Source organism: Actinomadura miaoliensis (genome assembly GCF_039536785.1).
Taxonomy (GTDB): domain Bacteria; phylum Actinomycetota; class Actinomycetes; order Streptosporangiales; family Streptosporangiaceae; genus Spirillospora; species Spirillospora miaoliensis.
Genome location: NZ_BAAAZG010000025.1, coordinates 167,750 through 194,608 on the forward strand (window position 1 = coordinate 167,750; position 26,859 = coordinate 194,608).

At 73.5% G+C, this 26,859-nt stretch carries 27 protein-coding genes; 6 read left to right on the forward strand and 21 right to left on the reverse strand.

The window, feature by feature from the left end; genetic code table 11:
- Positions 1-127 precede the first annotated feature (127 nt).
- The 6 genes from ABD811_RS19890 to ABD811_RS19915 all read right to left on the reverse strand — a co-directional run bounded on the left by ABD811_RS19890 (position 128) and on the right by ABD811_RS19915 (position 6,179).
- Positions 128-1,375 carry a ketosynthase chain-length factor gene (locus ABD811_RS19890; RefSeq protein ID WP_344949537.1) on the reverse strand — a complete coding sequence of 416 codons (1,248 nt, stop codon included), beginning with the start codon at positions 1,373-1,375 and terminating at the stop codon, positions 128-130.
- Positions 1,372-2,640 carry a beta-ketoacyl-[acyl-carrier-protein] synthase family protein gene (locus ABD811_RS19895; RefSeq protein ID WP_344949540.1) on the reverse strand — a complete coding sequence of 423 codons (1,269 nt, stop codon included), beginning with the start codon at positions 2,638-2,640 and terminating at the stop codon, positions 1,372-1,374. The genes ABD811_RS19890 and ABD811_RS19895 overlap by 4 nt, the downstream gene beginning before the upstream one ends.
- Positions 2,637-2,963, reverse strand: coding sequence for a TcmI family type II polyketide cyclase (locus tag ABD811_RS19900; protein ID WP_344949543.1), 327 nt, complete (start codon positions 2,961-2,963; stop codon positions 2,637-2,639). Before ABD811_RS19900 ends, ABD811_RS19895 begins: the two co-directional genes overlap by 4 nt.
- A gap of 50 nt (positions 2,964-3,013) precedes the next feature.
- Positions 3,014-4,489 (reverse strand): FAD-dependent monooxygenase, encoded by a 1,476-nt coding sequence (locus ABD811_RS19905; RefSeq protein WP_344949546.1) that lies wholly within the window; start codon positions 4,487-4,489, stop codon positions 3,014-3,016.
- Positions 4,490-4,801: 312 nt separating this feature from the next.
- On the reverse strand, positions 4,802-5,536 hold the full coding sequence (locus tag ABD811_RS19910; RefSeq protein WP_344949549.1) for an EthD domain-containing protein: 735 nt from the start codon (positions 5,534-5,536) through the stop codon (positions 4,802-4,804).
- A 40-nt stretch (positions 5,537-5,576) separates the two neighbouring features.
- Positions 5,577-6,179, reverse strand: coding sequence for a DsbA family oxidoreductase (locus ABD811_RS19915; protein WP_344949552.1), 603 nt, complete (start codon positions 6,177-6,179; stop codon positions 5,577-5,579).
- 492 nt (positions 6,180-6,671) lie between these two features.
- Between ABD811_RS19915 and ABD811_RS19920 the strand changes: the two genes are divergently transcribed.
- Genes ABD811_RS19920 through ABD811_RS19930 form a run of 3 tightly spaced genes read left to right on the forward strand, consistent with a single transcriptional unit; the run spans position 6,672 to position 8,954 of the window.
- A complete protein-coding gene (locus tag ABD811_RS19920) occupies positions 6,672-7,439 on the forward strand; it encodes an SDR family oxidoreductase (protein ID WP_344949555.1) in 768 nt (255 codons plus the stop codon).
- Between the two features lie 31 nt (positions 7,440-7,470).
- Entirely contained in the window at positions 7,471-8,055 is a 585-nt protein-coding gene (locus ABD811_RS19925) for an NADPH-dependent FMN reductase (protein WP_344949558.1), read from the forward strand.
- Between the two features lie 38 nt (positions 8,056-8,093).
- Complete coding sequence (locus ABD811_RS19930; protein ID WP_344949561.1) at positions 8,094-8,954, forward strand: NAD(P)H-binding protein; 861 nt, start codon at positions 8,094-8,096, stop codon at positions 8,952-8,954.
- Between the two features lie 154 nt (positions 8,955-9,108).
- Here ABD811_RS19930 and ABD811_RS19935 read toward each other — a convergent pair whose 3' ends face one another.
- The gene (locus ABD811_RS19935) at positions 9,109-9,510 is read right to left on the reverse strand and encodes a winged helix-turn-helix transcriptional regulator (RefSeq protein WP_344949564.1); all 402 of its coding nucleotides are present in this window, start codon (positions 9,508-9,510) and stop codon (positions 9,109-9,111) included.
- A gap of 145 nt (positions 9,511-9,655) precedes the next feature.
- On the opposite strand from ABD811_RS19935, the gene ABD811_RS19940 reads away from it, so the two are divergent.
- Both ABD811_RS19940 and ABD811_RS19945 read left to right on the forward strand, forming a co-directional pair.
- Positions 9,656-10,399, forward strand: a complete 744-nt coding sequence (locus ABD811_RS19940) for a hypothetical protein (protein WP_344949567.1) — start codon at positions 9,656-9,658, stop codon at positions 10,397-10,399.
- 40 nt (positions 10,400-10,439) lie between these two features.
- On the forward strand, positions 10,440-11,306 hold the full coding sequence (locus ABD811_RS19945; RefSeq protein ID WP_344949570.1) for an SDR family oxidoreductase: 867 nt from the start codon (positions 10,440-10,442) through the stop codon (positions 11,304-11,306).
- 10 nt (positions 11,307-11,316) lie between these two features.
- Here the strand turns inward: ABD811_RS19945 and ABD811_RS19950 are convergent, their stop codons facing one another.
- The 12 genes from ABD811_RS19950 to ABD811_RS20005 form a co-directional block, all read right to left on the reverse strand.
- Entirely contained in the window at positions 11,317-12,195 is an 879-nt protein-coding gene (locus ABD811_RS19950; RefSeq protein ID WP_344949573.1) for an alpha/beta hydrolase, read from the reverse strand.
- Entirely contained in the window at positions 12,146-13,777 is a 1,632-nt protein-coding gene (locus ABD811_RS19955; RefSeq protein WP_344949576.1) for a dipeptide ABC transporter ATP-binding protein, read from the reverse strand. The genes ABD811_RS19950 and ABD811_RS19955 overlap by 50 nt, the downstream gene beginning before the upstream one ends.
- Positions 13,774-14,622 carry an ABC transporter permease gene (locus ABD811_RS19960; RefSeq protein ID WP_344949579.1) on the reverse strand — a complete coding sequence of 283 codons (849 nt, stop codon included), beginning with the start codon at positions 14,620-14,622 and terminating at the stop codon, positions 13,774-13,776. The genes ABD811_RS19955 and ABD811_RS19960 overlap by 4 nt, the downstream gene beginning before the upstream one ends.
- Positions 14,619-15,599, reverse strand: a complete 981-nt coding sequence (locus tag ABD811_RS19965) for an ABC transporter permease (protein WP_344949582.1) — start codon at positions 15,597-15,599, stop codon at positions 14,619-14,621. The genes ABD811_RS19960 and ABD811_RS19965 overlap by 4 nt, the downstream gene beginning before the upstream one ends.
- On the reverse strand, positions 15,581-17,197 hold the full coding sequence (locus ABD811_RS19970; RefSeq protein ID WP_344949586.1) for an ABC transporter substrate-binding protein: 1,617 nt from the start codon (positions 17,195-17,197) through the stop codon (positions 15,581-15,583). Before ABD811_RS19970 ends, ABD811_RS19965 begins: the two co-directional genes overlap by 19 nt.
- Positions 17,194-18,597 (reverse strand): FAD-dependent monooxygenase, encoded by a 1,404-nt coding sequence (locus ABD811_RS19975; protein ID WP_344949589.1) that lies wholly within the window; start codon positions 18,595-18,597, stop codon positions 17,194-17,196. Before ABD811_RS19975 ends, ABD811_RS19970 begins: the two co-directional genes overlap by 4 nt.
- Positions 18,598-18,686: 89 nt before the next feature.
- Positions 18,687-19,631 carry an aromatase/cyclase gene (locus tag ABD811_RS19980; protein ID WP_344949592.1) on the reverse strand — a complete coding sequence of 315 codons (945 nt, stop codon included), beginning with the start codon at positions 19,629-19,631 and terminating at the stop codon, positions 18,687-18,689.
- A gap of 69 nt (positions 19,632-19,700) precedes the next feature.
- Positions 19,701-20,486 (reverse strand): 3-oxoacyl-ACP reductase, encoded by a 786-nt coding sequence (locus tag ABD811_RS19985; RefSeq protein ID WP_344949595.1) that lies wholly within the window; start codon positions 20,484-20,486, stop codon positions 19,701-19,703.
- A 70-nt stretch (positions 20,487-20,556) separates the two neighbouring features.
- A complete protein-coding gene (locus tag ABD811_RS19990) occupies positions 20,557-20,814 on the reverse strand; it encodes an acyl carrier protein (RefSeq protein ID WP_344949598.1) in 258 nt (85 codons plus the stop codon).
- A gap of 684 nt (positions 20,815-21,498) precedes the next feature.
- The gene (locus ABD811_RS19995) at positions 21,499-22,167 is read right to left on the reverse strand and encodes a hypothetical protein (protein ID WP_344949601.1); all 669 of its coding nucleotides are present in this window, start codon (positions 22,165-22,167) and stop codon (positions 21,499-21,501) included.
- Positions 22,168-22,966: 799 nt separating this feature from the next.
- A complete protein-coding gene (locus ABD811_RS20000) occupies positions 22,967-23,857 on the reverse strand; it encodes an ADP-ribosylglycohydrolase family protein (protein ID WP_344949604.1) in 891 nt (296 codons plus the stop codon).
- A gap of 63 nt (positions 23,858-23,920) precedes the next feature.
- Positions 23,921-24,109 carry a hypothetical protein gene (locus ABD811_RS20005; RefSeq protein WP_344949607.1) on the reverse strand — a complete coding sequence of 63 codons (189 nt, stop codon included), beginning with the start codon at positions 24,107-24,109 and terminating at the stop codon, positions 23,921-23,923.
- 98 nt (positions 24,110-24,207) lie between these two features.
- On the opposite strand from ABD811_RS20005, the gene ABD811_RS20010 reads away from it, so the two are divergent.
- A complete protein-coding gene (locus tag ABD811_RS20010) occupies positions 24,208-24,642 on the forward strand; it encodes an archease (protein ID WP_344949610.1) in 435 nt (144 codons plus the stop codon).
- A 22-nt stretch (positions 24,643-24,664) separates the two neighbouring features.
- On the opposite strand, the gene ABD811_RS20015 is transcribed toward ABD811_RS20010, so the two are convergent.
- Positions 24,665-26,077, reverse strand: coding sequence for an RtcB family protein (locus ABD811_RS20015; RefSeq protein ID WP_344949613.1), 1,413 nt, complete (start codon positions 26,075-26,077; stop codon positions 24,665-24,667).
- The gene (locus tag ABD811_RS20020; RefSeq protein WP_344949616.1) at positions 26,074-26,721 is read right to left on the reverse strand and encodes a dienelactone hydrolase family protein; all 648 of its coding nucleotides are present in this window, start codon (positions 26,719-26,721) and stop codon (positions 26,074-26,076) included. Before ABD811_RS20020 ends, ABD811_RS20015 begins: the two co-directional genes overlap by 4 nt.
- Positions 26,722-26,859 lie beyond the last annotated feature (138 nt).

Genomic DNA, 26,859 nt, shown 5'->3' on the forward strand with positions numbered 1-26,859 from the left:
GGCGCCGCCGGCGCGGGCGGCGGGGAGGGCTGCGGGGAGGTGGTCTCCGGAAGGGTCTGTGTCGCGGTGCCGTCGGTCACTGAGATGGTCACCTGGCTCACACCTTTCGAGTGCTCTGGTCGAGTCGTCAGGCGGCGGCCGCCGTCCGGGCGGCGGCCGAGGGCGCGCGCACCACCGCGGCCGAGTTGAACCCGCCCTGGCCCCGGGCGAGCACCAGCGCCACCCGCACCGCGGCGGCGCGCGACCGCCCCGTCACCAGGTCGAGTTCGTACTCGGCGGCCGGGGAGACGTTGGTGGTGGGCGGGATCAGGCCGTCCCGGATGGACAGCAGCGCGGCCGCCACGTCCAGCGAGGCGGCCCCGGAGTAGAGCCGTCCGGTCATCGTCTTGGGCGCGGTGACCGGCACTCCGCCCGGACCGAAGACCGCGTTGATCGCGTCCGCCTCGATCCGGTCGAGTTCGGGGACGGCCGCGGCGTCGGCGAACACCACGTCGACCTCTTCCGGGTCCGCGCCGGCGTCGGCCAGGGCGAGCCGGATGGCGCGCTCCAGGCCGGGCGGACGCCCGCTGCCCGGCGCCGGGTCGAACGTGGCGCCGTACCCGGCGATCTCCCCGTAGATCGTCGCGGCGCCGCGTTCGTGCGCCGCGTCGGCGTCCTCCAGGACGAGCAGCGCCCCGCCCTCGCCCGCGACGTGCCCGCACGCGTCGGGGTCGAACGGCAGGTAGGCGCGGTCGGGGTCGTCGCGGAGGCTGAGCCGCCCGCCGGCGAGCTGGGCCACCCAGCCCCACGGGCAGATCGACCCGTCGACCCCGCCGGACATGATGAGCCTGCTGCCCTTGCGGATCTGCCGCCGCGCCTGCGCGATCGCGTCCAGTCCGCCGGCCTGGTCGCTGACGACCACGCCGCTGGGGCCGCGCATCCCGTGCCGGATGGAGATCTGGCCGGTGTTGACCGCGTAGAACCAGGCGAACGACTGGAACGCGCTGACGTACTGGCCGCCCTTGCTCCACAGGTTCTGCAGCTCACGCTGCCCGAACTCGAACCCGCCCGCGGAGCTGGCCGTGGTCACGCCCATGTCGAACTCGGGCACGTCGCCGGGGCGCACCCCGGCGTCCTCCAGCGCCCAGTCCGCCGCGACCAGCGCGAGCCGGGTCATGTGGTCGGTCTGCGGCAGCAGCCGCGCGGGCAGCAGGTCCTCGGCGACGAAGCCGGGCACCTCCCCCGCCAGCCGCGCCGGATACCGCTCCGGGTCGAACCGCCGGACCCGGCCGATGCCGCCGCGTCCCGCGCGCGTCGCGTCCCAGAAAGCCTCGGTGCCCAGTCCGTTGGGGGCCGTGACCCCGAGGCCGGTCACCACCACGGAAGCGCTGCTCACGCCGCCTCCCTCTCCTTCGCGGTCAGCACCATCGCGCTCTGGAAGCCACCGAATCCGCTGCCCACGGTGAGCACCGTGTCGGTCCTCCACTCGCGGGCGGTGATCGGCACGTAGTCCAGGTCGCATTCGGGGTCGGGGGTGCGCAGGTTGGCCGTCGGCGGGACGACGTCGTTCTCGATCGCCAGCACGGAGGCGGCGATCTCGATCGAGCCGATGGCGCCCAGCGAGTGACCGATCATCGACTTGATGGAGCTGACCGGGGTCGCGTAGGCGTGGTCGCCCAGGCTGCGCTTGAACGCGGCGGTCTCGTGCCGGTCGTTCTGCTTGGTGCCCGAGCCGTGCGCGTTGATGTAGTCCACGTCCTCGGGGTTCATCCGCGCCTCGTGCAGCGCCATGCGGATGGCCTCGGCCATCTCCCGGCCGTCGGGCCGCAGCCCGGTCATGTGGAAGGCGTTGCAGCGGGTGGCGAACCCGGCGATCTCGGCGTACACGTGCGCCCGCCGGGCCTTCGCGTGCTCCAGCTCCTCCAGCACGAACACCGCCGAGCCCTCGCCGAGGACGAAGCCGTTGCGGGTGCCGTCGAACGGCCGGGAGGCGTGCTCGGCGTCGTCGTTGCGCGGCGTGGTCGCCTTGATCGCGTCGAAGCAGGCCACCGTGATCGGCGAGATCGGCGCGTCGGTCGCACCCGCGATCATCACGTCGGCGGCGCCCTCCCGGATCAGCTCGGTGGCGTAGCCCACCGAGTCCAGCCCGGACGTGCAGCCGGTGGACACCACCGTGGTCGGGCCCTCGGCGCCCACCGCCCAGGCGACCTCGGCGGCGAACGAGCTGGGCACGAAGTAGTCGTACAGGTGCGGCACCGCGTACCGGTGGTCCACCAGGTCCAGGCGGCCGCCGTCGCTGACGACGTTGTACTCGCGGTCCAGGCCCATGGTGGCGCCGACCGCGCTGCCGATGGTGACACCGGTGCGGTACGGGTCCAGCTCGGCCGGTTCCAGCCCGCTGTCGGTCACCGCCTCCCGCGCGGTCACCACGGCGAGCTGCGCGGCCCGGTCCATGCGGCGGATCTCCTGCGGGCCGAGGCCGTGCGCCTCCGGATCGAAGTCGATCTCCGCCGCGACCCGCGACCGGAACTGCGACGGGTCGAAGAAGGTGATCCCCCGGGTCGCGGTGCGGCCCTCGCTGAGCAGGTTCCAGAAGTTCTTGACACCGATTCCGCCGGGGGCGGTGACACCGACCCCGGTGATCGCGACCCGCCTCGTCATCGTGCCTCCCAGTGGTAGAAGCGCTGCGCCATCGCGTCCTTCGGCGACCGCCACGTCTCCGGGTCGTACGCCTGGATGAAGGGCTTGAGGTTCTCGCTGATGTTCACGAACAGCGGGTGCGTCTTGGCCTCCTCGATGGCCTCGCCGCCGTGCTCGTCGTCGAAGTCCTGCAGGTGGAAGTACAGGTCGTGGAAGGTGAACAGCTGCCGCCGCCGGGTGCCCATCCGGTGCGGCATCTCCGTCCCGTCGAACTCGGCGAACAACTTGGCGACGTCGTCGCTCGTGCCGGGACGAATACGCGCGACGATCAACGTGCTGTGCATCCTGTGCTCCTTGTCGGTAGAGGACGGGCGGCGGGGCTGTGTGAAGTGGGTCAGGTGGTGGCCGGGCCGAACCAGCGGGTGAGGGCGTCGGGCAGCTCGCCGGCCCCGGGAGAGGTCCAGGCGACGTAGCCGTCGGGGCGGATCAGGACCGCGTCGGCGGGCGGGTCGAGGTCGGTGCCGGCGGGCTCGGCGGTGACCACGTCCACCCGGTCGGACCAGCCCGCGGCGGCGCGCCGCAGGCCGGCGTCGTCGGCCAGGTCGAGCAGCACGCCGCGTCCCGCGTGCAGCAGCGCGGTCGTGCTGGTCTTGCCGGACTCGGTGGCCAGCTCCTGCGGCGGCATGCGGCGGCCGAGCAGCGGATGGTCGCCGGGGCCGACGTCGTACCGGATCTCCAGCCCGCTGACCATGCCGACCAGGTGACGCGCGACCTCGGGGTACTCGACCAGCTCGGTGAGCAGCTCGCGCAGCGGGCCGGTGTTCTCGCCGGTGAGGAACAGCAGGCCCTGCGCCTGGGTGTTCATCAGCAGCCGCGCGCCCACCGGGTGCCGTTCGGAGTGGTAGGTGTCCAGCAGCTCGTCGGGGGCCTGGCCGCGCACCACCGCGGCCAGCTTCCAGCCGAGGTTGACCGAGTCCTGGATGCTGACGTTCATGCCCTGCCCGCCTGCGGGCAGGTGGATGTGCGCGGCGTCGCCCGCCAGCAGCACCCGGCCGCGCCGGTACTGGGCGGCCTGCCGGGCGGCGTCGCCGAACGCGGTGGTCCACACGGCGGTGCCGCCGCTGATGTCCTCGCCGGTCAGGCGCTGCCAGCCGGCGGCCACCTCCGCGAACGGCGGCGGCTCGGTGCGCTTGCGCGGCGCCCGTCCCCGCTCGCACACCACGATGCGGGTGACGCCGTCGCCGAGCGGCCCGGCCAGGACCATGCCGCCGGGGACGGGCTCGCCCGCCCAGCGCGGCTTGATGTCGGCGTCCTTGACGTCGGCGATGAACATCTCCACGGTCGCGGCGGTGCCGGGGAAGTCGAACCCGGCGAGCTTGCGCACCGTGCTGCGGCCGCCGTCGCAGCCCACCAGGTACGAGGCGCGCAGCCGCCGGGGACCGTCCGGCCCCCGGACCTCGACGTCCACGCCGTCGCCGTCGTCGGACAGGCCGACCACCTCGTGGCCGCGGCGCACGTCGCCGCCGAGGTCGTCCACCCACCCGGCGAGCATCGCCTCGGTGCGGCTCTGCGGGATGCTCTTGCCGCCGAAGTGCGCGCCCTCCAGTACGCCGAAGTCCAGCGGGACGCCGGCGAAGTGCCCGACGTTGCTGGTCTCGACCTCGCCGAGCCGGGGCAGCAGGCCGCGCTGGTCGAACGATTCCATGGTGCGGGCGGTGAACCCCAGGCCCCGGGACTCGCCGGTGGGCTCGGCCAGGCGTTCCAGGACGACGACGTCCACACCCGCCAGCCGCAGTTCGCCGGCGAGCATGAGCCCCGCGGGGCCTGCGCCGACCACGACGACGGGAACGGTTTCCTTCTGCTCGGTCACCTGTTGTTCCTTCCAGGAGCGGGCGGAGGCCGGCCCGAGGCACGCCGGAGGCCGGAGCGCCCGGGGGGCGTCCGGTGGAGGGCTCGGGAGGCCGGATGGGCGGCGGAACGCGCGGTGGCGACGCGACGCCCTGGTTGCGGTAAGCGAGAGACCTGCGATATCAGCGGGAGCGCCCGTTTTCGGGCATGGCTCAACCGCGGGCAAAAGTGTGACATCGCCGCCGCACGGGAGTCAAGGCGCCAGTGAACGCGCCGGCATGTCAAAGGCCGGGGCTCCGTTTCCGGGCCCCGGCCGTCGACGCAGGTCAGGCGGTCACACGACGACCTTGCGCCGGGTGAGCGCGGAGAAGCTGGAGTCGGCGTCCACGTATTCGGCCTGCCTGGCCCGCAGCCGGTCGTACAGCGCGGCCAGTCCGGTGAAGTCGGTCACGGTGGTCGTGACGATGGCGTCGTGCAGGTCGGCCGCGCCCGGGTTGAGCGAGCCCTCGCCGCCCTGGACGAGGTTGTGCACCCGCCGCCGGGCGACCGCGCGGTAGTCCGCGTCGGCGCCCAGCCACTCGGCCTCCGCGGCGAGCGCGGCGCGGAACCCGGCGGCGTCCACGTCGGGACGGCGGCGCAGGAAGTCGATGACCACCAGGTCGCCGTCGTCGCCGGACGCGCCGTCCCCGGCGTCGTCGAGCACGGTCTCCTCGGCGACCTCGTACACCGTGGGCGGCACGGAGAAGATCTCGGTGCTCATGTAGATCTCGTCGGGCCGCACCGTGGCGAGGTACTCGGCGTCCTCCAGGGTCGCCTCGAATCCCGCCCGGTCGTCGCAGCTGTGCTCGACCACCACGAGCAGGTCGTCGGCGCGCCGGTGGAGCGCGTCGGCGTCCACGCCGTCCGCGGGCGTGAGCACCCGGTACATCACGTACCCGGTGAACAGGTCGCGGATGGCGGGCACCGTCATGGCCAGCGCCGAGTGCTTCTCGATGACGTAGTCCTGGCCGTCCCGGCGGCCGACCCCGGGACGGGGGCCGCGGGTGACGAGGATGTCCTTGAAGGTCACGAGGCGTTCCTCTCCGTGCGGAACTGCGGTCGGACCGGCCTCACCCGGCGTGCTGCTGCAGGAAGCGGGACAGGTCCTGGATCTCGGGCGAGACCAGCATGTACTTCTCGTCGACGATGAGGGTGGGCACCCCGACGACGCCGTACCGGGCCGCGAGGGCGAGGTCGGCGTTGACCTCGTCGGTGTAGGCGCCGGGCTCCAGCGGGGGCAGCCCCTGCTCGGCGGCGATCTCGTTGAGCGTGTCGTGGTCGCCGATGTCACGGCCCTCGACGGCGAACGCGCGCATCAGCGCCTCGGCCGTCTCGGTGCCCTTCCCGTGCGCGTGGCCGTGCTTGACCAGCCGGTGCGCGTCGACGGTGTTGGCCATGATGGCGCGGTCCAGCCGGTAGCCGATGCCGACCTGGGCCGCCAGGTCGGTGACGAGCTTCTGCCGGCGCTTGTCCTCCTCCCCGTGGATGCCGTAGCGGTTGGCGTGCGCCTCGGAGAGCGTCCAGGTGACGTTGGACGGGTAGGACGGGTCGAGCTGGAACGCGCGCCAGACCAGCTCGGGCTTGGCGCCGACCTGGTCGAGCGCGATCGACAACCGGCGCTTTCCGATGTAGCACCAGGGGCAGACCATGTCCGAGAAGACTTCGATTCTCATGCCCCCACTGTAGGAAACGAGCGCACTCAATGAAAGAACATACCTTTTAGTTAGCGCCTTTCGAGCAGTAAGCTTTGCCCTTCCGTGGACGTTCAGACGATCTTGTGCTGACCGCTGTTGACGCCGCCCGCGCGGACATGTCACGCTTTCGAGGCGCGGGTGAGGTATGCCCACGACACCGCCGGTGACGACCCGGCGGTGGTCCGCCCGCCGTTCCACCAGGCGCACGTCGCGTCCCGCCACGCCGTCACGTCCCCGGCCCCTCTCGCACGCGGGCCGAGGCAGGCCAGGATGCGCGCCTCCGCACCGTCCTCGCGCGTCCGCCACGCACAGCTTCCGTCAGGCCCCCGCCATCGCCCGGGGGCCCGGCCCGCCGTGCGCACGGACGTCCGGCCGCGGCTCGACGGCGCCTCGGCACCCGCCGCGCCGACCCCTCGCCGGCACGCACCGGCCCCTTCGGCACCCGATGGCACTCGATGGCAGGAGGAAGACATGGGAGTTCTCGACAACAAGATCGCACTGGTCACCGGGGCGAGCCGCGGCATCGGCAAGGCGATCGCCGAGCGGCTGGCCAGGGACGGCGCGCTGGTCGCCGTGCACTACGCGAGCAACTCCGAGGCCGCCGAGAAGACCGTGGCGGGCATCGTCGAGTCGGGCGGCTCGGCCTTCACCGTGCAGGCGGAGCTGGGCGTCCCCGGTGACGTGGACACGCTGTTCGACGGGCTGCGCGCCGGGCTGGCCGAGCACACCGACCGGTACGAGCTGGACATCCTGGTCAACAACGCGGGCGAGCAGACCGCCGCCGGGCTGGCCCCGGAGGACATCACGCCCGAGGCGTTCGACCGGCTGTTCGCGGTCAACGCCAGGGCGCCGCTGTTCATCACCCAGCGGGCGCTGACGATCGTGCCGGAGGGCGGCCGGATCATCAACATCTCCTCGGGCCTGACCCGGTTCGCGGTGCCCGAGCAGCTGGCGTACTCGATGACCAAGGGCGCGCTGGAGCAGATCACGCTGCACTACGCCCGGCACCTGGCGCCACGCGGGATCACCATCAACACCGTCGCGCCGGGCATCACCGACAACGGCAGCCCGGTGTTCTCGATCCCCGAGGCGCGCGAGCAGATGTCCCAGCTGTCGGCGTTCAAGCGGGTCGGCACCGCCGAGGAGATCGCGGGCGTGGTGGCCTTCCTCGCCGGTCCCGACGGCGGCTGGACCACCGGCGCGTTCGTCGACGCGTCCGGCGGCACGCTGCTGGGCTGACCGGCCCGCGTCCGGAACGGAAGTGACAGACATGGCGCAACGCCCCGTCCACCTCGTCGTCGTCACCGGCAGCGTGCGGACCGGACGGTTCGGCCCCACCGTGGCCCGCTGGTTCGCGGAGCAGGCCGAGGCCTGCCCCGACGTCACCGTCGAGCCGCTCGACCTGGCGGACGTCACCCTGCCCGCGCGGCTGCCCGAGTACGACATGCGCGACCGGCCGCCGGAGGCGGACGCGATCGCCGAGCGGCTGGCCGCTGCGGACGGTTACATCATCATTACGCCTGAGTACAATCACAGCTTCCCGGCCTCCCTGAAACACTTCATCGACTGGTTCATGGAGGAGTGGCAGGCCAAGCCGGTCGGTTTCGTCTCCTACGGCGGAATGGCCGGCGGCCTGCGCGCGGTGGAGGCGCTCCGCCTGGTCTTCGCCGAGCTGCACGCGGTGACCGTCCGCGAGACGGTCAGCTTCCACAACCACCGCGAGCGGTTCGGCGCCGACGGGCGGCCGCTGGAGCCGGAGGGCTGCGAGCAGGCCGCCAAGGTCCTGCTCGACCAGCTCGTGTGGTGGGCGCTGGCGCTGCGGGAGGCCAAGGAGCGGCGTCCCTACCGCCGCTGACCGACCGCCCGAGCAAACCGACGCGGAAGAGGACTGAGATGTCGACCATCACCACGGTCCTGGTGACCGGCGCCACCGGCTCGGTCGGGCGGCACGTCGTCGACCGCCTGCTGGCGCGCGGCGTCGCCGTCCGGGCGCTCACCCGCGACCCGGCCCGGGCGCGGCTGCCGGAGGCGGTCGAGGTGTTCGCCGGCGACCTGACCCGGCCCGACACGGTGCGCCCGGCCATCGACGGCGCGGACGGGCTCTACCTGTTCCCGGTGCCCGACACCGTCGAGGAGGTCGTGCGGATCGCGGAGAAGGCCGGGGTGCGCCGGGTGGCGGTGCTCTCGTCGCTGACCGCCGGCGACGAGGTCCAGGCCAACGCCACCAAGGACCACCACCGCGCGGTGGAACGTGCCGTGGAGGCCGGGAGCTTCGAGTGGACGCACGTGCGGCCCGGCGAGTTCGCGGGCAACGTGCTGTGGCGGTGGGGGCCGGCGATCCGCGCCGAGGGCGTGGCCCGGGCCCCCTACGGCGAGTCGCGGCGGGTGCCCGTCCACGAGGACGACATCGCCGCGGTCGCGGTCGCCGCGCTGCTGGACGGCGGGCACGCGGGGAAGGCGTACGAGATCACCGGCCCGCAGGTGCTCACGCAGATCGAGCAGTTGCGGATCATCTCCGAGGTGACCGGCCGGGAGCTCGGGTTCGTCGAGCTCACGCACGAGCAGGCGCGCGAGCTGATGAGCCCGCACGTGCCCGCCGACCTGCTGGAGGGCGTGCTCGGCTACATGCGCGAGTCGGTCGGCGCCGAGCTGACGGTGCACGCGGACACGATCGAACGCGTCACCGGACGGCCCGCCCGGACGTTCGCCGAGTGGGTCGCCGACCACGCCGACGCGTTCCGTCCGGAGCGCTGACCGCCCGCACTCCCGGCGCGGCTCGTCCGCACGCCCGGCCGCGCATCCGACGGCCGCACATGCGGCGGCCGCACGCGCGGGTTCGTACGCCCGCGCATCCGACACCGGCCCATCGGTCCGGCTCCAGGCCGGACCGGTGGGCCGCCGCATGCGTTCAGGCGGAGTCGCCCGCGGCGCGGTCGTAGCGCTGCTGGGCGGCGACGATGTCGTCGGTGCGGCAGGTGATCCAGTCGATCAGCGTGCGCAGCAGCGAGGCCAGCTCGCGGCCGAGCGGGGTCAGCGCGTAGGAGACGCGGGGCGGCGTGCTGGACTCCACGGTCCGGTCGATCAGGCCGTCGCGGATCAGCAGCCGCAGGTTCTGCGACAGCATCTTCTCGCTGATGCCGCCGATGTTGTCGCGGAGCTGGTGGAAGCGCATCGGGCCCTGGTGCAGTGAGGTGACGATCAGCGTCCCCCACCGGTTCGCCACGTGGTTGAGCACCACGCGGCTCGGACAGTCGTCGACGAACGGGCCCTGCCGGCTCCGGGTCACCACACGTTCCAACTCGGCCTCCATCGCGCCCACCTCAATTCTTTCTTTTGGGTTTGGAGCTTACCCGCAGGTAGGCGCCTTGTCTCTCGAAGCAGGACGCCCTATTTTGTCCAGTCGGAGAAATATTTCCCTTTGGCCACACTCGTGGTGAATTCATTTTGGAGGCGTCATGCGGCTCGCCGCACCCCGTCCCTTCGATGTCACGCTCGCCCCGTCGGGTGTCACGGTGGTGAGCCACTGGGCCGTCCCCGACCCGGCCCGCCAGGGTGAGGTGGCCGACACGGTGTTCGCGGCGTGGGAGGCCGGGCCCCTGCCGGACGGGCTGCTGTCGGCCGACACCTTCGTCAGCACCACCGAGAAGCCCCAGGGCGAGGAGAAGCTGAGCACCGAGGACAGCGCGGTCGTCGTCGTGTCGCAGTGGCGGGCCGCCGAGGACTACGAGCGCTTCGCGGCCGCCGCGCCCGAACCGCCCGACATCGCGGACGTGCCGCGTCCCGAGCCCGTCGTGCACCGGCTCTACAGGGGAACGTTCCGACGCGACCTGCCGACCTCGGTGCCGACCCAGGAGCCCGCCGGCGGCGCCGACGCCGAGCCCGGCTGCATCTTCATCGCCGAGTTCGAGATGGCCGACACCGAGTCGGCCCAGCTGTGGTCGGACGCTGTGTACGACGCGATGGAGGAGGCGGTCGTGCGGAAGGGGGCGCTGCCCGGCTGGATCTCCAGCCACCATTTCCTCAGCCTGGAGGGGCGGCGGGTGTTCCAGTACGCCCAGTGGGCGTCGGCCGCCGCGCACGAGGAGTTCCTGGAGAGCGACCTGCGGCAGGACGTGCTGCGCCGGGCCGGGGGGCTGTCGAAGGTCAAGAGCGCGCTGGGCCAGCGGTACGTGCACCACGCGGGCCTGCGGCGCGGTTGAGAAACGCTGAGCGGTTGAGAGCGGAAGGGACTATCACCTGATGACCACGTTGGTGACCGGGGCCACGGGCAAGGTCGGCCGGCACGTCGTCGCGGAGCTGCGCGCCGCGGGCGAGGACGTGCGGGCGACCAGCCGCGACCCCGAGGCCCCGGGCCTGCCGCGCGACCTGCGGGTGTTCCAGGGCGACCTGGCGGCCCCCGAGTCGCTGCGCCCGGCCCTCGCCGGGGTCGAACGCCTCTACCTGTATCCGCACGCCCCGACCGCGGGCGAGGTGGTCGAGCTGGCCCGCGCGGCGGGCGTGCGCAGGATCGTCGTGCTGTCGTCGCGCGCGGTGTCCCTCGGCACCGACACCGACCGGCACCTGCCGGTCGAGCAGGCGGTCGAGGCGTCGGGGCTGGAGCACGCGTTCGTCCGGCCCAACGACTTCGCCGCCAACAAGACCGACCTGTGGGGCCCGATGATCCGCAAGGACCGGACGGTGCGGTTCCCCGACCCCGACGAGATCAGCAACCCGGTGCACGAGCGGGACATCGCCGCCGTGGCCGCCGCCGCGCTGCTCGCCGACGGCGCGCCCCCGGCCGTGCACGAGGTGACCGGGCCGGAGATCCTCACCCAGCGGCGGCAGGCGGAGCTGATCGGCGAGGCCATCGGCACCCCGGTCCGGTTCGAGCCGACCCCGCCGGAGGAGACGCTGCGCATCCTGACCGAACAGGGCGGCTGGGTCGCGCAGATGGCCCCGTTCCTGCTCGGGCTGGCGCCGTACTCCGAGGGCGAGCCGATCCCCAGCTTCACGCCCGAGGAGCAGCGCGAGATCTGGAAGCCGCGGTCCACGGTGCTGGACGTCACGGGCCGTCCGCCGCGCTCGTTCCTGGAGTGGGCCCGCGAGCACCAGGCCGACTTCCTGTGAGCCCCTTCTTCTAGTCCACTTCCGCCGGCGTCCCGGACGCGTTCAGGCAGGAGTCGAAGAACGCCAGCGCGCGTGCGTGGTAGGTGCGGGCGACCCGGCTGAGGCTGATGTTGTGGCCGGTGTCCGCCAGCCGGTCGACCCGCACCACCGGCGAGGACAGGCGCGCGGTCATGTCCCGCAGCGTGTCCTCGTCGTGCCGCCACCAGCGCTCGTGTTCGGCGAAGGTGAGCCGCACCGGCACCCGGACGCGGCTCGCCAGCGCGTCGTACCGGCCGGGCCAGCTCGGCACGTCCGCCGCCTCGCGCGGCGGGAGCGGCCCGGCCAGGTCCCGCGCGAACTGGAAGGTCCCCGGCGGGTAGAGGCCGAGCGGCCCCCAGTGCAGCCGGTGCGCGCCGAATCCTCCGGCGTCCCTCGTCTGTTCCGGGTCCGCCGCCCACCGGTGGCTGACCCCTGACACGTCCACCGCGCGCACGCGGTCGTCCTCGGCCGCGAGCAGGAGCGCGACCTTCCCGCCGAGCGAGTGGCCGAGCAGGACGAAGCCCGCGCCGATGTCGTGACGGCCGGCCAGGTCGGTCAGCGCGGCGCGCACCAGCCGTACCTGTTCGGTAAGGCCGGTGCCGTCGGGCAGCGTGCGGGCGGACAGGCCGTACCCGGGACGGTCCAGCGCGACCGCCAGATACCCGTGAGCGGCGGCGTGCTCCAGCAGCGACTGGCCCGGCTCCACCTCGCCGTGGAAGTACCGGGCGCGCATCCCGCCGCCGTGCAGCGCGACGAGGGCCGCGCGCGGCGGCCCCTCCGGCGGCGCGGCGAGCAGGCCGGACAGCCGCGCCGCCCCGGCGTCAACCGTGATCGGCCGAACGGACGCGGCCGCCGTCGTGGTCGGTGCCATGGTTCCCTCCCTGGTCCTCCGGCGCGCCCGGTTCCCCCGGCAGGCGCGGTATCGCGGCCAGCAACCGCCTCGTGTAGTCCGTGCGGGGCGCGGTGAACACCCGCTCGACCTCGCCGACCTCGACGATCCGCCCGTCCTTCAGCACCGCCACCCGGTCGCTGACCTGCCGGATGACGCCGAGGTGGTGGGAGATGAACAGGTAGGACAGGCCCAGCTCCGCGCGCAGCCGGGCCAGCAGGTCCAGCACCTGGGCCTGCACCGAGACGTCCAGCGCGGAGACGGGCTCGTCGCACACGATGACCTTCGGGCGGGTGGCCAGCGCCCGGGCGATCGCCACCCGCTGGCGCTGCCCGCCCGACAGCCGCGCCGGGCGGCGGTCCAGCAGCCCGGCGTCCAGGCCGACCTGCTCCAGCAGTTCCACGGCGCGGTCGCGGCGGGCGGGACGGGGCAGGCCGCTCACCGCGATCGCCTCGTCCAGGATGCGGCGGACGTCGAACCGCGGGTCGAAGGAGCCGAGCGGGTCCTGGTAGACGACCTGGATGCGGCTGCGGACGGCCCGGCGGTCCCGCGCGGACATCTCCCGCCACGGCCGCCCCTCGATCAGCACCTCGCCCGAGTCGGGACGCAGCAGGTCCAGCGCCAGGCGGCCGAGGGTGGTCTTGCCGGAGCCCGACTCTCCCACCAGCCCGAGCGTCTCGCCCTCGCGCAGCTCGAACGAGACGTCGTCGGCCGCCCGGCGGGCCCCGTACGACTTCACCAGGTTGCGCGCCTGGACGACCGGTGCGCCGATCTTCGTGGCGGGGCGTGCGGGCCGGGGGTCGGCCGCCTCGCGCAGCATGACGGTGTAGGGATGCTCCGGCCGGGTCAGCACCCGCTCGGCGGGCCCCTCCTCGACGATCACGCCGTCCTTCATCACCAGGACGCGGTCGGCGATCCGCGCCACCACCCCGAGGTCGTGGCTGATGAGCAGCAGCGCCATCCCGTCCCGTTTGCGGGCGGCCAGCAAATCCAGGATCTGCGCCTGGACGGTGACGTCGAGCGCGGTGGTGGGCTCGTCGGCGATGAGCAGGGCGGGCGCGCACGCGATCGCCGAGGCGATGAGGGCCCGCTGGCGCAGGCCGCCGGACAGCTCGTGCGGACGCTGCCCGGCCCGCGCCTCGGGCTCGGGCACGCCGACGTCGCGCAGCAGCTCGACCACCCGCGCGCCGACCTCGGCGCGGGGCACGGTCCGGTGCAGCCGCAGCGCCTCGGCGATCTCGCGGCCGACGGGGCGCAGCGGGTCCAGCGACACCAGCGCGTCCTGCAGGACGAAGCCGATCCGTGCGCCGCGCACCGCGCGCCACTGCCGGTCGCCGAACGTCCGCGCGTCCCGGCCGTCGACGCGCAGCGTGGTCGCGCGCACGTCGGCGCCCTCGCCCGCCAGGCCGATGAGGGCGCGGGCGGTGACGCTCTTGCCGGACCCGGACTCCCCCACGATCGCCACGCACTCGCCGGGGTGGACGGCGAACGACACGTCCCGCACGGCCCGCGTCGCGCCGAACGCGACCGACAGCCCGGCGACCTCCACCAGGGGATCGCTCACGCGTCCCTCCCTTCGCCCCGCCGCCGCAGCGCGCGGCCGACGACCGTGATCGACAGCACCGTCAGGGTGATCGCCAGCCCGGGGAAGACCGCCACCCACCAGGCCACCGCCGTGTAGTCGCGGCCGGCGGCGAGCATCGCGCCCCACTCGGGTGCGGGCGGCTGCGGGCCGAACCCGAGGAACCCCAGCGACGCCACCGCGACCAGCGCGGTCCCGACCTCGATGGTGGCCAGCACCAGCAGCGGCGCCAGCACGTTCGGCAGCACGTGCCGTACGACGACCACCGCGCGCGGCAGGCCCAGCGCGGTCGCGGCCTCGACGTAGCCGGACCCGCGCACGACCATCGCCCGCACCCGCACCAACCGCGCGTACACCGGCATGGTGGCCACCGCGACCGCGCAGACCGAGTTGAGCGTTCCGGGCCCGGCCATCACCAGCACCACCAGCGCGAGCAGCAGGCTGGGCAGCGACAGCACCACGTCGACCAGCCGCATGACCAGCTCGTCCAGCCACCGCCCGCCGAGCGCCGCGACCAGCCCCAGCGCCGTGCCGCCCGCCACCGCCAGCGCGGTGGCGCCCAGCCCCACCAGCAGCGACGGACGCGCCCCGTGCACGATGCGGACGAACACGTCGCGGCCGTTGGCGTCGGTGCCGAACACGTGGTCCGCGCCGGGCGGCATCAGCGCCGCCGCCGGATCCCCGTCGACGGCCGAACCGTCGGTGAACAGCCCCGGCGCGAGCGCCGCCAGCACGACCAGCCCCAGGAACAGCGCCGCCGCCCACAGGCCGGGCCGCGCCGGCGCCCGCCGCGCCCGGACGGCCTCGGCGGTGACCGCGGCGGTCACCGGGCACCCCGCAGCCGCGGGTCGACCACGAGATACAGCAGGTCGAGCACGATGTTGACCGCGACGTACAGCACCGCGGTGACGAGCACCGCCCCCATCACCACGGGCAGGTCCTTCCCTTCGACGGCGGTGAGCACCAGGCGGCCCAGCCCCGGCCGCGCGAAGATCTCCTCAACCACGACCAGCGCGCCGACCAGCGCGCCGAACATCCATCCGGCCAGGGTCAGCGCCGGCAGCAGGGCGTGCCGCAGCGCGTGCCGCATCCGCACCGCCAGGTCCGACAGCCCGCGCGCCCGCGCGGTCAGCACGAACGGCTCGTCCAGCGCCAGCTCCAGGCTGTCGCGCAGCAGCTGCGTCAGCAGCGCCGTCAGCGGGACGGCCACCGCGACCGCGGGCAGCACCAGGGCAGCGCCGCCGTCCGCGCCGGCCGCCGGGAACCAGCCGCGCTGGAACGAGAACACCGTCAGCAGCACGATCGCCGTCCAGAACGTCGGGATCGACACCCCGACCAGCTCGATTCCGGACGACAGCCCGCGGATCCAGCGGCCGCGCCCGGCCGTGAGCAGCGCCAGCGTCAGCGAGGCGACGACGGCCAGCGCCATCGCGGCCCCGGCCAGCTGGAGCGACGGGCCAAGCTGCGAGCCGAGCGCGTCCGCGACCGGCTCGTGCAGCTGGTAGGACTGGCCGAGATCGCCGCGCGCCATCCGGCCGACGAGCCTGCCGTACTGGACGAGCAGCGGCTCGTCCAGGCCGTACTCGGCGACCAGCTCGGCGCGCGCCTGCGGGGTGATCGTGTTCGGGCCGACGAGCGCCTGCTCGACCGAGCCCGGGGTGAGGTGCAGCGCGACGAACGCGACCGTCACCGCGCCCCACAGCACCAGGACCGAGGTGCCCAGCCGGACCAGCACCGCGCGCGCCACCCGGAACCGGGGGCTCGTCCAGTGTGTCCACAACGCCTTCACCGCTCGCTCACCCACGCCTCGTAGAAGGTCGGATACGCCAGCGGGGACCAGCCGATGCCGTGCACCGTCTTCGACGCGCCCAGCACGTAGGCGGGCTCGTACACCGGGAAGGCCACGGACTCGTCCATCACCTTGCGCTGCACCCTGGCGTAGAGGTCGGCCCGTTCGGCCCGGTCGTCGGTGGCCAGCGCGGCGGCGAGCCACCCGTCCACCTGCCGGTCGGAGTAGCGCGCGCCGTTCTGGCCGAACTTTTCGGGCGTGGAGATGAACGAGGTGGCGAAGAGGTTGCGCAGCATGTCCCCGTCGATGCGCCGGCCGACGTAGTCGACCAGGTCGTAGTCGCCGGAGCCGTACAGGGGGAAGTACTCCGCCTGCGACACGTTGCCGACCCGCAGGTCGATGCCGATCTTGCGGGCCTCCGACTGCACCAGCTCGGCCAGTTCGGCGCGCTGCTCGCGGGCGGTGCCGCGCTGGAACGGCCATCGGACGACCAGCCGCCGCCCGTTCTTGGTGCGGTAGCCCTGCCGGTCGCGTCCGGTCCACCCGGCCTCGTCCAGGAGCCGCCCGGCGGCCGCCCGGTCGAACCGCCACCGGGCCCGGGTGCCCGAGTCGTACCCGGGCGTGCTGGTGCCGAGCGGGCTGAACGCCGGGCTGAACAGCCCGAAGTACAGCCGCCGCACGATGGTCGGGTGGTCGATGCCGATGCGGAACGCCTCGCGGACGCGTCTGTCGGTGAAGACGCCCCGGCCGACGTTCGGGAGGTACATGTACACGCCGCCGGGGGCGGGACGTGTCTCCACCCGCAGCCGCGGGTTCGCACGCACGCGGCGGACGGTGACCGGCGGGACGCTCGCGATCGCGTCGGCCTGGCCGCTGGTCAGCGCGCCGAGCCGCACCGAGTCCTCGGTCAGGATCGTGAACTTCAACCTGGCCAGCCGGGCGGGGCCGGTGTGCCGGGCGGTGGCCGGCCCCCAGCGGTAGCCGGGGTTGCGCCGGTACACGATCTCCTGGTGCGGGACGAACCGCTCGATGACGAACGGCCCCGACCCGACGACGTGGCGGGCCAGCACGTCGAGGCCGCGCCGCAGCGACGCGGGCGACTGCATCCCGAAGAACGCCTCCGACAGCGCGGCGAGGAACGGCGCGTGCGGCTTGGCGAAGTGGACCTTGACCGTCCGCGCGTCCACCACCGTGCTGCCGGTGTACGGCTCCATGTAGTGGGCGGCGAGCCGCGACTGCGTCTTCGGGTCGGCGATGTGGTCGAGGTTGGCCTTCACCGCCGCCGCGTCGAAGCGCGTGCCGTCGCTGAACCGCACGTCCTCGCGCAGCGTGAAGGTGTAGGTGCGCCGGTCGGGGGAGACCGACCAGGCGGTGGCGAGCCACGGTTCGACCCGCCCGTCCGGGCCGAGCGAGACCAGGGAGTCCAGGACGGGCCGGGTGAACAGCGCCGCCGAGTCCTGCGGGCTGGCGTGCGGGTCGAGCACGAGCGGTTCGTCGTCCACGGCGAACACGAGCGTGTCGGCCGCCGCCTGCCGGGCGCCGCACCCGGCCGACGAGAGCACCAGCGCCAGGGCGGCCAGCGCGGCGAGCGCGGCGGGGCGACGCCGGATCACCGGGGGTCGCCGAACCAGCGGCGCACCGCCGCGTCCAGGCCGGTGCCGGTGCCGGCGACCCAGGCGACGTAGCCGTCCGGCCGCACGAGGACGGCCTCGGAGCGGCCGATGGCGCGCACCACGTCCACGCGGTCGTGCGGGCCGGGGCCGTCCGGCGGTTCGGGATGCAGGAGCAGGCCGCGCGCGGCCCGCAGGGCCTCGCCTCCCGCGCCCAGCTCGTCGGGCGGGACGCGGACGCCCAGCAGCGGGTGGTCGCCGGATCCCGTCGCGTAGCGGACGTCCAGGCCGCTGATCGTCGAGGCCAGCCGGTCCCGCACCCGGGGGTAGTCGATCAGCTCGCCGAGCACCGCGCGCAGCGGCTCGACCTCGGGCCCGCCGAGCAGGATCCGCGCCTGCGCGCGGATGTTGCCGAGCACCCGGCGGCCGACCGCGTGCCGTTCCTCGTGGTAGGTGTCCAGCAGCGGGTCGGCCGCACGGCCGGTCACCACGGCGGCCAGCTTCCAGCCGAGGTTCACCGCGTCCTGCAGCCCCAGGTTGAGCGCCTGCCCGCCGGCCGGAAGCTGCCGGTGCGCGGCGTCGCCCGCCAGCAGCACCCGGCCGCGCCGGTACTCGCTCGCCTGGCGGGCCGCGTCGCCGAAGGCGTTCACCCAGATCGGCGTGCCGTGCCCGATGTCCTCGCCGGTGACCCGCTCCCACACCTTGACGACCTCGGCGAAGTCGGGGTCGCCGGCACGGGCGGCGGCGGGGCGGCCGAACTCGTGCACCATCACCCGGGTCACGCCGTCCGGCCGCCGCGCCGCGATCGCCAGGCCGTCCGGGAGCCGCTCGAAGCGCCGGTTCGGCACCTCGATCCCGTCCACGTCGGCCCGCAGCAGCTCCCGGCCCGCGTCCTCGCCGGGGAACGCGAAACCGCCCAGCCGCCGCACGGTGCTCTCCTCGCCGTCGCAGCCGACGACGAACCGCGCGCGCAGCCGGACGGTTCCGTCCGGCCCGTCGGCCTCGACCTCGACGTGGTCGGCGGCCTGGGTCAGCGCCCGCACCTCGTACCCGCGCCGCACGTCCGCGCCCAGCTCGGCGGCCCACCCGCCGAGCAGTTCCTCGGTGCGGGTCTGCTGGACCTTCCACTGCCCCGGGTACGGCGTGCGCAGCCCGGAGAAGTCGAGCGGGATGCCGCCGAAGTGGCCCCGCAGGTCGTTCGGCGGCGGCCCGCCGAGCCGCTCCAGCAGCCCGCGCTGGGCGAAGATCTCCATCGTGCGGGCGTGCAGGGTCGAGGCGCGCGACTCGGTGGTGGGCGCGGGCAGCCGCTCCAGCACCACCGCCTCCGCCCCGCCGAGCCGCAGCTCGCCCGCGAGCATGAGCCCGACCGGGCCCGCGCCCACGATGATGACCTGGGTGTCCATCGTCCTCCTCTTGCATGGGGTGCCGTCGCGGCGGCGCCGCGACGGCGGCGCGGGTGAACGGGGTGGGTTCGACGGGCGGGGCCGGCGGGTCAGCGGCGGCTCTCGGCGTACTCCTTGGCGTGGCGGAGGGTCGCGGAGCTGTTGCCGCTGAGGGCGGTGCGCACGAACGTGCGGGCCCTGTCCAGGTCGGCGTCCTCGCCGAGCACCTTGGTGATGTTGTCGGTGTTGATGATCACCGTGTGCTGGGACGTGGCGGTGACGCCGCCGTCGTGCTCGGTCAGCAGCCAGTAGCCGGTGTGCAGGTTCATCAGCGCGGGCAGCACCAGCTGCTTGTAGACGATCTTGTGGTGCGGGAAGCACACCCGGACCGACTCGGTGGTGTGGGTGGAGCCGTCCTTGGTGCGGGTGTCCATCCGCAGCACCTGCAGGCCCGGCGTCTCCTCGGTCAGCCGGACCTCGGCGACGTGCGGCAGCCGCTCCTTCCACAGGTCCGCCTCGTTGAGGAAGTCGTACACGTCCTTGGCGGACCCGTCGATCTCGACGGTGTCCTCGAACGACAGCAGGACGTCCCGGTCGCCGGTGACCAGCTCGGCGTTGGCCTTCAGCGCGGCCAGCTCGGAGGTGCTGTTGCGGTCGACGGCCCGGTCGATCCAGGCCAGCTTCTCGGGGTCGTCGTCCACCGCGCGGTAGTCGTGCAGCAGCCGCACCCGGGACGTGTCCGCCGCCAGCGGCTCGATGATCCAGGTGCCGCCCATGGACGCCACCGGCGGGCTGGACACCTCCTGGCGGAACTCGATGCGCAGCCGTTCGCGGTCGAGCCGCCGCCGCGACGTCCAGTTCTTGATCTCGCCGTTGGCGGTGGCCCAGATGCGGATGCGCTCCTCGGTCTCGCCCTTGTCGACGTGGTCGACGTACACGGTCGGCGGGAACAGCCGGGGCCAGTTCTCCACCTGGGCGATGAGGTCGTACACCTGGGCCGCGGGGGCGGCCACGGTGATCTCGTGCTCCACCTCGCGGACGCCGTCGGTCGCCATCTGCTTCTCCTTCGGGGTTGGCGGGCCGTGCTCGGGGGCCGTGGTCAGGCAGGGGATGCGGGCGCGGGCTCAGAAGTTGCCCAGGCCGCCGCAGACGTTGAGCGCCTGGGAGGTGATCGACGCCGCGGTGTCGGAGGCCAGGTAGCCGACCAGCCCGGCGACCTCCTCGGGAGTGGAGTAGCGGCCCAGTGGGATCTTGGCCTGGAACTTCTCCAGGACGGCCTCCTCGCTGGTGTCCCAGGCCGCCGCGTAGCCCTCCCGGACGCGCTGGGCCATCGGGGTCTCGACGTAGCCGGGGCAGACCGCGTTGACGGTGATCCCGGTCGGCGCCAGCTCGTTGCCGAGCGCCTTGGTGAAGCCGACGACGCCGTGCTTGGAGGCCGAGTAGGGGGCGCCCAGCACCACGCCCTGCTTGCCCGCCGTCGAGGCGATGTTGATGATGCGGCCGCGCGACTTCTCGCGCATGCCGCCGGTGTTCAGCACCTCGCGCGTCATGAGGAAGACGCTGTTGAGGTTGGTGTTGATGACGTCGAACCACAGCTCGTCGGCGATGTCGGCGGTGACCCCGCCGCCGCTGCGGCCCGCGTTGTTGACCAGCACGTCGATCGTTCCGTAGCGGTCCACGGCGGCCTGGACGAACGCGCGGATCTGGGCGGCGTCGCGGACGTCGCAGTGGGTGCCGTCCACCTCCAGCCCTTCGCCGCGCAGCTGCTTGACCGTGTCCCGCACGCTGTCGGACGACCGCGCGCAGACGAACACGCGGTGCCCCTGCTCGGCCAGCAGCCGGGTCACCGCCAGCCCGATCCCGCTGGTGCCGCCGGTGACGATCGCGACGCGGTCTGCTTGGTTCGGCATGCTCTCTCCCTGGTGGTGTCGGTGCGGATCGATACGTGGATCTCGTGCGGCCCGGCGTCGGCCCGGGGGCTCAGGCGGCGCCGGCCGCCGTCGCCAGGTGCCGGTTCACCACGTCCAGCAGCGCGGCCGGCGTCTCGGCGTCGGTGAGCGCGTCGTCCTCCAGCCGGACGCCGTACTCGCGTTCGATGCGGCTGCCGGTCTCCAGCAGGGCCAGCGAGTCGTAGCCGAGGTCGGCGAAGGGCTGGTCGGCGGCGTCGGCTCCCAGTTCGATGCCCGCCGCCTCGCGCAGAATGCGCCCGAGGTCGTCAATGGTGATAGCAGTCGCCATCGTGAGTTCCCTTTCGTGCGATGCGGGACAGGGCCCGGACATGACGACGGCCGGGCCGTTTGTGAACACGGCCCGGCCGAAGACGGGAAAAGTCGGTCGTGAGATCGAGGAAGTGCCGGCACTCACCCGCGGAAAGCGGAGCGGTAACGGCGGGCGGGGCGGCGGGGAAAGGCGCCGCCGGTGATCGCGCCGGGAGGATTTGGGCAGTCCTCGCCTGGCAGGAAGAGCGTGACATCCGCCCCGCTCGACTGTCAACCCCCGCCGTCGGCAGGCGGCTGACCTGCGAGGTCACCGCTTCGACACACGGACGGTGACGGCACGAGGACGCCGCTCACAACCCGAAGGGGGCACCGCCCGGCCGCGCGTCGCGGCCGGGCGGCGCCCCCTTCTCCTACAGTTCGGCACATGCGCCCCGGGACGGACCGGAGCGTCCGCCGATCGCACCGGTCGGCGCACCGAACAAATCTCAGAATTCGGCGGATCGAACGGGAGGCGAGGCCGGTGACCGGCGGGGAGAAGCCATTATCGTGGCCAGCTCATCAAGGTCGTACATCGCGCGGCCGGGGGTTCCGTAGCGGGTCAGCTTCCCCCGGCTCGCCCATTTGCGGATGGTCGCTTCGGAGACTCCCGCGGCGAGGGCGGCGAGCTCGGTGGGAACCGCGCGGCGCGGTTGCGACCTGGCAATCATCGGATCTCCTTGATGCGTCGCGAAACCTGGTCCTGGTTCATCCGGGCGAACAGCTCCAGCCACCGACTCGGTGGCCACGTGTGCCCCCTGTCGCACTGGACGTCGGTGGGCCGCACCTCCTCCCCGCTCCCGCTCATCGCGTACATCTCGCCCTCGCAGCCGGCATGCACGCACGCGCCGAGGACGCGGCGGACCGTCGCCGGACCGTGCAGCGCCCGGCGCGCCTGGTCGGCCACGGCCACGATCTCGGCGGCGAAGTCGGCCCCGCCGTCGTGGTCCAGCAACCAGTCGAGATGCCGCAGCAGGTACCGGCACAGGTCGCCGACCTCCCGCCGGACCGGCCGCGCCACCCGCCGCCGCTCGGCGACCAGTCCCGACCAGGAGGCCAGCACGGCGAGCATGTCGGACCGGGCCGCCATCACGGCCTCGTCGAGAGCGGGTCCGGTCCGCCGGCCGCCGCTGACCCGCTCGGTCAGCATCCACGAGGAGGGCACGAGCGCCTGCTCGCACTCGGCGTACAGCACGGGCAGCCGCCGCAGGTCCACCTCGACGCGCCTGCGGCACCGCACGCACAGCCACGGGTCGACCGGGGGCGCCTGCCCCCGCGACCGCCGATCGGCCGCCCGGTCGCATCCCCGCGCGGCGCACACCATTCTTCCCGCCATTCGACCGTTCCCTTTCGGATGGGCGTGGGCACGACCTGCTGGAATGGGCCGCCCACGATTCCGGGCACTCTTCACCGGCCCGCCGGACGCCGCCGTCCGCCGGGCACGCCTCATCACAGTGAAATGCGCTGGTTGTCATCGGGACGCGGGCACGGCGCGCCGAGAGAGGTCAGTGATATGTCGCGTCGGCGACCCCGTCGACGGGCCGGTCATCGCCCGTTCGCGTCCGCGGACATCGGAACAAGAGCAGCGTCAACGGCATCCTTGGGAGGCTCGGAGGGCTGACTGGAACGATCCCGGACGGGACCGTAGGGCGTCCCACGAGGCGGAACCGGGAGGTGGTGGGGGGGAAGGCCCGCGGCCGGCGGCTGTGCTCGTCACCTGGCGATGCACGCGCCGAGCGCCACGGTCCGCCAGCGTCCCGGAACCATACGAAGCGGACTTACTTCGCAACTATGTACACAAACTAACAGTTTGCCACACACTCATGGATAGCACTAAAACCACCCGGCGATCTCAAGTCAAGATGATCAACTGTTACACCGCATGGCAGGGTGGGTAAACTCCACATAAAACCAGTGGTCAGCCCGGCTCCCGGCGATCCGGCGTGGCCACGTGAGGCCATCTCGGGCACTTCGTCACCGATTGACGAACAAGGCGAGGATGTGCAACAGCTCACATCTCCCGCAGAGAATGGTTGACGCCTCAATCACTTTCGCCGGGGCCGCCCCCCGCCGCCCGGTGTCGAACGATCTCTCGCTTATGAAAGCGTGCACAGGGGGTTGACCGAGCCGCCGGTTCAGCCCCAGAGCCAGCCGGGCAGGGGCTCGCGGGTCTCCAGCCACTCTTCGGGGATGCAGGACGTGCCGTGGTGGGCGGCGATGACACCGCCGACGATGGCACCCATGGTGTCCATGTCGCCGCCCACCTCGACGCACGTCCGCAGCGCCGCCGCGTAGTCGTCCAGCCGCGTGGCGGCCGTCCACAGCGCGAACGGCACCGTGTCGGGGGCGCTGATCTGCGAGCCGTTGCCGAGTTCGGCGGCGGCCTCGGCGGCGGAACGGTCCAGCAGTTCCCTGGCCTGGCGCAGGCCGTCGTGCACGTAGCCCTCGGTGACGTGGGCGAGCGCCGCGTCGATCAGCTCGGGCCCGGCCAGTGACCCGCCGCGCGTCGCGGCCGCGTGGGCGGCGGCCACGGCGACGGCGACTGCGCCGGCGACGCCCTCCGGGTGGGCGTGGGTGACCTCGGACGCGGCGGCGGCCTGGGCGGCGGCCTGCTCCAGGTCGTCGTGGAACCACGCGCCGAGCGGGGCGATCCGCATCGCGCCGCCGTTGCCCCACGACCCGGCCCCGTCGAACAGCCGCCGGCTGAGGACGCTCCACTCGCCGCCGCGCCGGACGCCGTCGATGAACTGGAGGGCGCCGTAGCCGTAGTTGCGGTGGGGCTCGGCGCGTTCGGCGAACGCGCGGGCCAGGATGTTCTGGTCGATCTCGCCGAAGCGCGCCAGGACGTCCAGCACTGAGCAGGCCATCTGGGTGTCGTCCGTCCAGGGCCACCGGTCGTCCGGGCACGCGGGCGGCTTGGCCCGCAGGTGGGGCTCGAAGGCCTGCTCGCCGAAGGCGTCGCCCGCCGAAAGGCCGGCGAGGGAGTCCAGCGCGAGGACGTGACGGGGGATGGCGGATGTCGACATTCCGCGATTGTGGTCGTCCTCGTCGGACCCCTGCAAGGCATTTCGGCGGGGACGCGGCACGGCTCAGACCGGTTCCGGCTCCGGCTGCGGGCCCGGCGGCACCGGCTCCGGCATGGGCTTGGGCGGCGGCATCGGGCCGGGGGGCTGCGGCTCGGGTTTGGGCGGGGGCGCCGGTGCGGGCGGTGCGGGCTGCGGCGCCGGGGATGGATGCACCGCGCCGTGGGGACGGTTGGGCGTGCTGACGGCTGTCATGCCGTTCCTCCTCACTCTGCGCGTGTAAAGGATTCGAAAACCGCCCGTCCCCTCGCGCGGTCCGGCTAAACGAAAGGGGCCGGGGTAGTGGTGGACGCATGGCCGGTGAAACGAACGCGGCGTCCGGTCATCGGACGGTGCCGCACACCGCCGACCTGCGGATCGAGGCGTGGGCGCCGACCCGGGAGGGCTGCGTCGCCGAGGCCGTGGCCGGGCTGGTGGACGCGTTCGCCGACCGCGCGGGCGTCCCCCCGCTGGGCGAGCGCGAGGCCGAGGTCGGCCCCGCCGCGGACGCGGACCTGCTGGTCGCCGCGCTCGACGAGGTGATCTACCGGCTGGACGTCGCCGGGGAGCTCGTCCTCGCCGCCGACGTCACGGCCCGCGACGGCGACCGGCTCCGGTTGCGGCTGACGGTCGGGGACGTGAGCCGGGCCGAGGGGACCGGCGCGGTCCCAAAGGCGATCTCCCTGCACGGCCTGCGTTTCGCCGAGGACTCCGGCACATGGGCGTGCGCGGTGACGGTCGACGTCTGAGCCCGGCAGGGCGCCCGCGGGTTCAGCCCTTGACGACGCCCACCGGGACCAGCTTGGCGACCTTGCGGCACAGCCCGGCGCCCTCGCTCGCCTCGATGACGGCCGTGACGTCCTTGTAGGCGGCGGGCGCCTCCTCGGCGAGGCCGCGCCAGGACGAGGCGCGCACCGCGATGCCGTCGGCCTCCAGCCGGGCCCGCAGGTCACGGCCGCTGACGCCGCGCGCGGCCTGGTGACGGCTCTGCACGCGTCCGGCGCCGTGGCAGGTGGAGTGGAACGCCCGCCCGTCCGGAACGCCGGTGAGCACGTAGGACGCGGTGCCCATCGTCCCCGGGATCAGGACGGGCTGACCGACGTCCCGCAGGTCCGGGGGAAGCTCGGGGTGGCCCGGCGGAAACGCCCGCGTGGCGCCCTTGCGATGCACGCACACCCGGCGCCGCCGCCCGCCGATGCGGTGTTCCTCCAGCTTGGCGAGGTTGTGCGACACGTCGTACACCAGGTCGAGCCGCACCCCCGCGACCCGCTGGAACACCCGCCGCGCGGCCTGAGCCAGCAGTTGCCGGTTGGCGCGCCCGTAGTTGGCGGCCGCCGCCATCGCGCCGAGGTACGCGCGTCCGGCCGGCGACTCGACGGGCGCGCAGGCGAGCTGGCGGTCCGGCACGCGGATGCCGTGCCCAGGCATCTCCCGTTCCATGACCCGCACGTGGTCGGTGCAGATCTGGTGGCCGAGCCCGCGCGACCCGCTGTGCACCATCACGCAGATCTGGTCGCGGCGCAGCCCGAACGCCCCGGCCACGGCCTCGTCGTACACCTCGGCGACCCGCTGCACCTCCAGGAAGTGGTTGCCGGAGCCGAGGCTGCCGACCTGCCCGAGGCCGCGTTCGACGGCCCGGGTCCCGACCTGCCCGGGGTCGGCGTCGGCGACGGCGCCGCCGTCCTCGCAGCGGTCCAGGTCGCGCTGGACGCCGTGGCCGCGTTCGACCGCGAACCGCGACCCGCCGGTGAGGACGCCGTCCAATTCCGCGGCGTCGCGGATCTTCCAGACGGCGCCCTTGCCCATGCCGCGCGGCACGGCGTGGTCGAGCGCGTCCATGACGTCCCGCAGCACGGGACGCAGCCCGGCGTCGTCGACGTCGGCGGCCAGCAGCCGCACCCCGCAGGAGATGTCGAACCCGACTCCGCCCGGCGAGACGACGCCGCCCTCGGCCGGGTCGGTGGCGGCCACCCCGCCGATCGCGAAGCCGTAGCCCCAGTGGACGTCCGGCATCGCGTACGACGCCTCGACCACGCCCGGCAGCGTCGCCACGTTCGCGACCTGCTCCAGCGCCTGGTCCGCCGCGTGCAGCAGCGCCCGGGAGGCGAACACCACCCCGGGCACGCGCATCCGGCCGGTGGGCTCGATCCGGTACCGGTACGGCCCGTCCTCCAGCAGCCTCATGGCCTCAGATACGCCGCGAACCACCGGGTGGCCAGCTCGGTGACCCGCTCCAGCGCACCGGGCTCCTCGAACAGATGGGTCGCCCCCGCGACGATCTTCAGCTTGTGGGTGACGCGCAACCGGTGCTTGGCCAGCTCGTTCAGCTCCAGCACCCGCGGGTCGTCGCCGCCCACGATCAGCAGGACGGGGGCCCGCACCCGCCCCAGCGCGTCGCCCGCCAGGTCGGGACGGCCACCCCGTGACACCACCGCCCCGACCGCGCCGGGCCGCTCGGCGGCGGCGGCCAGCGCGCCCGCCGCGCCGGTGCTGGCGCCGAACAGGCCGATGGGCAGCCCCGTGGTCTGGGGTTCCTCCCCCAGCCAGTCGACGGCGCCCACCAGCCGCCGCGTCAGCAGGCCGATGTCGAAGCGCAGCGCGGCCGACTCGGCGTCCACGCGCTCCTCGTCGGCGGTCAGCAGATCCAGCAGCAGCGTGCCGAACCCGGCGGTGTTCAGCCCGGACGCCACGGCGCGGTTGCGCGGGCTGAACCGCGAGCTTCCGCTGCCGTGCGCGAACAGGACGACCCCGTCGGCCCGGTCGGGCACCACGAGGTCGCCGTCCAGGGACGCGTCCGGGAGCGCGACCGTGACACCGGTGGTGATCATCGTCGTTCCCCGTGCTCTCGTACGGCCTGTCGTTCCGGACCGCCCTACCCGCGCACGGCCATCTCATGCGGGTGAACCGCCCGTGACGGCGGACATACCTGTTGCGCCTACGATGCAAGCGGACCGAGGGAGGGCTGG

Coding starts and splice junctions, on each gene's coding strand:
- ABD811_RS19930 (WP_344949561.1), top strand. CDS start 8,094: ATGTCGACCATCACCACGGTCCTGGTGACCGGCGCCACCGGCTCGGTC.
- ABD811_RS19950 (WP_344949573.1), bottom strand. CDS start 12,195: ATGGCACCGACCACGACGGCGGCCGCGTCCGTTCGGCCGATCACGGTT.
- ABD811_RS19915 (WP_344949552.1), bottom strand. CDS start 6,179: ATGAGAATCGAAGTCTTCTCGGACATGGTCTGCCCCTGGTGCTACATC.
- ABD811_RS19945 (WP_344949570.1), top strand. CDS start 10,440: ATGACCACGTTGGTGACCGGGGCCACGGGCAAGGTCGGCCGGCACGTC.
- ABD811_RS19920 (WP_344949555.1), top strand. CDS start 6,672: ATGGGAGTTCTCGACAACAAGATCGCACTGGTCACCGGGGCGAGCCGC.
- ABD811_RS19925 (WP_344949558.1), top strand. CDS start 7,471: ATGGCGCAACGCCCCGTCCACCTCGTCGTCGTCACCGGCAGCGTGCGG.
- ABD811_RS19990 (WP_344949598.1), bottom strand. CDS start 20,814: ATGGCGACTGCTATCACCATTGACGACCTCGGGCGCATTCTGCGCGAG.
- ABD811_RS19940 (WP_344949567.1), top strand. CDS start 9,656: ATGCGGCTCGCCGCACCCCGTCCCTTCGATGTCACGCTCGCCCCGTCG.
- ABD811_RS20005 (WP_344949607.1), bottom strand. CDS start 24,109: ATGACAGCCGTCAGCACGCCCAACCGTCCCCACGGCGCGGTGCATCCA.
- ABD811_RS20015 (WP_344949613.1), bottom strand. CDS start 26,077: ATGAGGCTGCTGGAGGACGGGCCGTACCGGTACCGGATCGAGCCCACC.
- ABD811_RS19995 (WP_344949601.1), bottom strand. CDS start 22,167: ATGGCGGGAAGAATGGTGTGCGCCGCGCGGGGATGCGACCGGGCGGCC.
- ABD811_RS19900 (WP_344949543.1), bottom strand. CDS start 2,963: ATGCACAGCACGTTGATCGTCGCGCGTATTCGTCCCGGCACGAGCGAC.
- ABD811_RS19935 (WP_344949564.1), bottom strand. CDS start 9,510: ATGGAGGCCGAGTTGGAACGTGTGGTGACCCGGAGCCGGCAGGGCCCG.
- ABD811_RS20000 (WP_344949604.1), bottom strand. CDS start 23,857: ATGTCGACATCCGCCATCCCCCGTCACGTCCTCGCGCTGGACTCCCTC.
- ABD811_RS19895 (WP_344949540.1), bottom strand. CDS start 2,640: ATGACGAGGCGGGTCGCGATCACCGGGGTCGGTGTCACCGCCCCCGGC.
- ABD811_RS20020 (WP_344949616.1), bottom strand. CDS start 26,721: ATGATCACCACCGGTGTCACGGTCGCGCTCCCGGACGCGTCCCTGGAC.
- ABD811_RS19975 (WP_344949589.1), bottom strand. CDS start 18,597: ATGGACACCCAGGTCATCATCGTGGGCGCGGGCCCGGTCGGGCTCATG.
- ABD811_RS19985 (WP_344949595.1), bottom strand. CDS start 20,486: ATGCCGAACCAAGCAGACCGCGTCGCGATCGTCACCGGCGGCACCAGC.
- ABD811_RS20010 (WP_344949610.1), top strand. CDS start 24,208: ATGGCCGGTGAAACGAACGCGGCGTCCGGTCATCGGACGGTGCCGCAC.
- ABD811_RS19980 (WP_344949592.1), bottom strand. CDS start 19,631: ATGGCGACCGACGGCGTCCGCGAGGTGGAGCACGAGATCACCGTGGCC.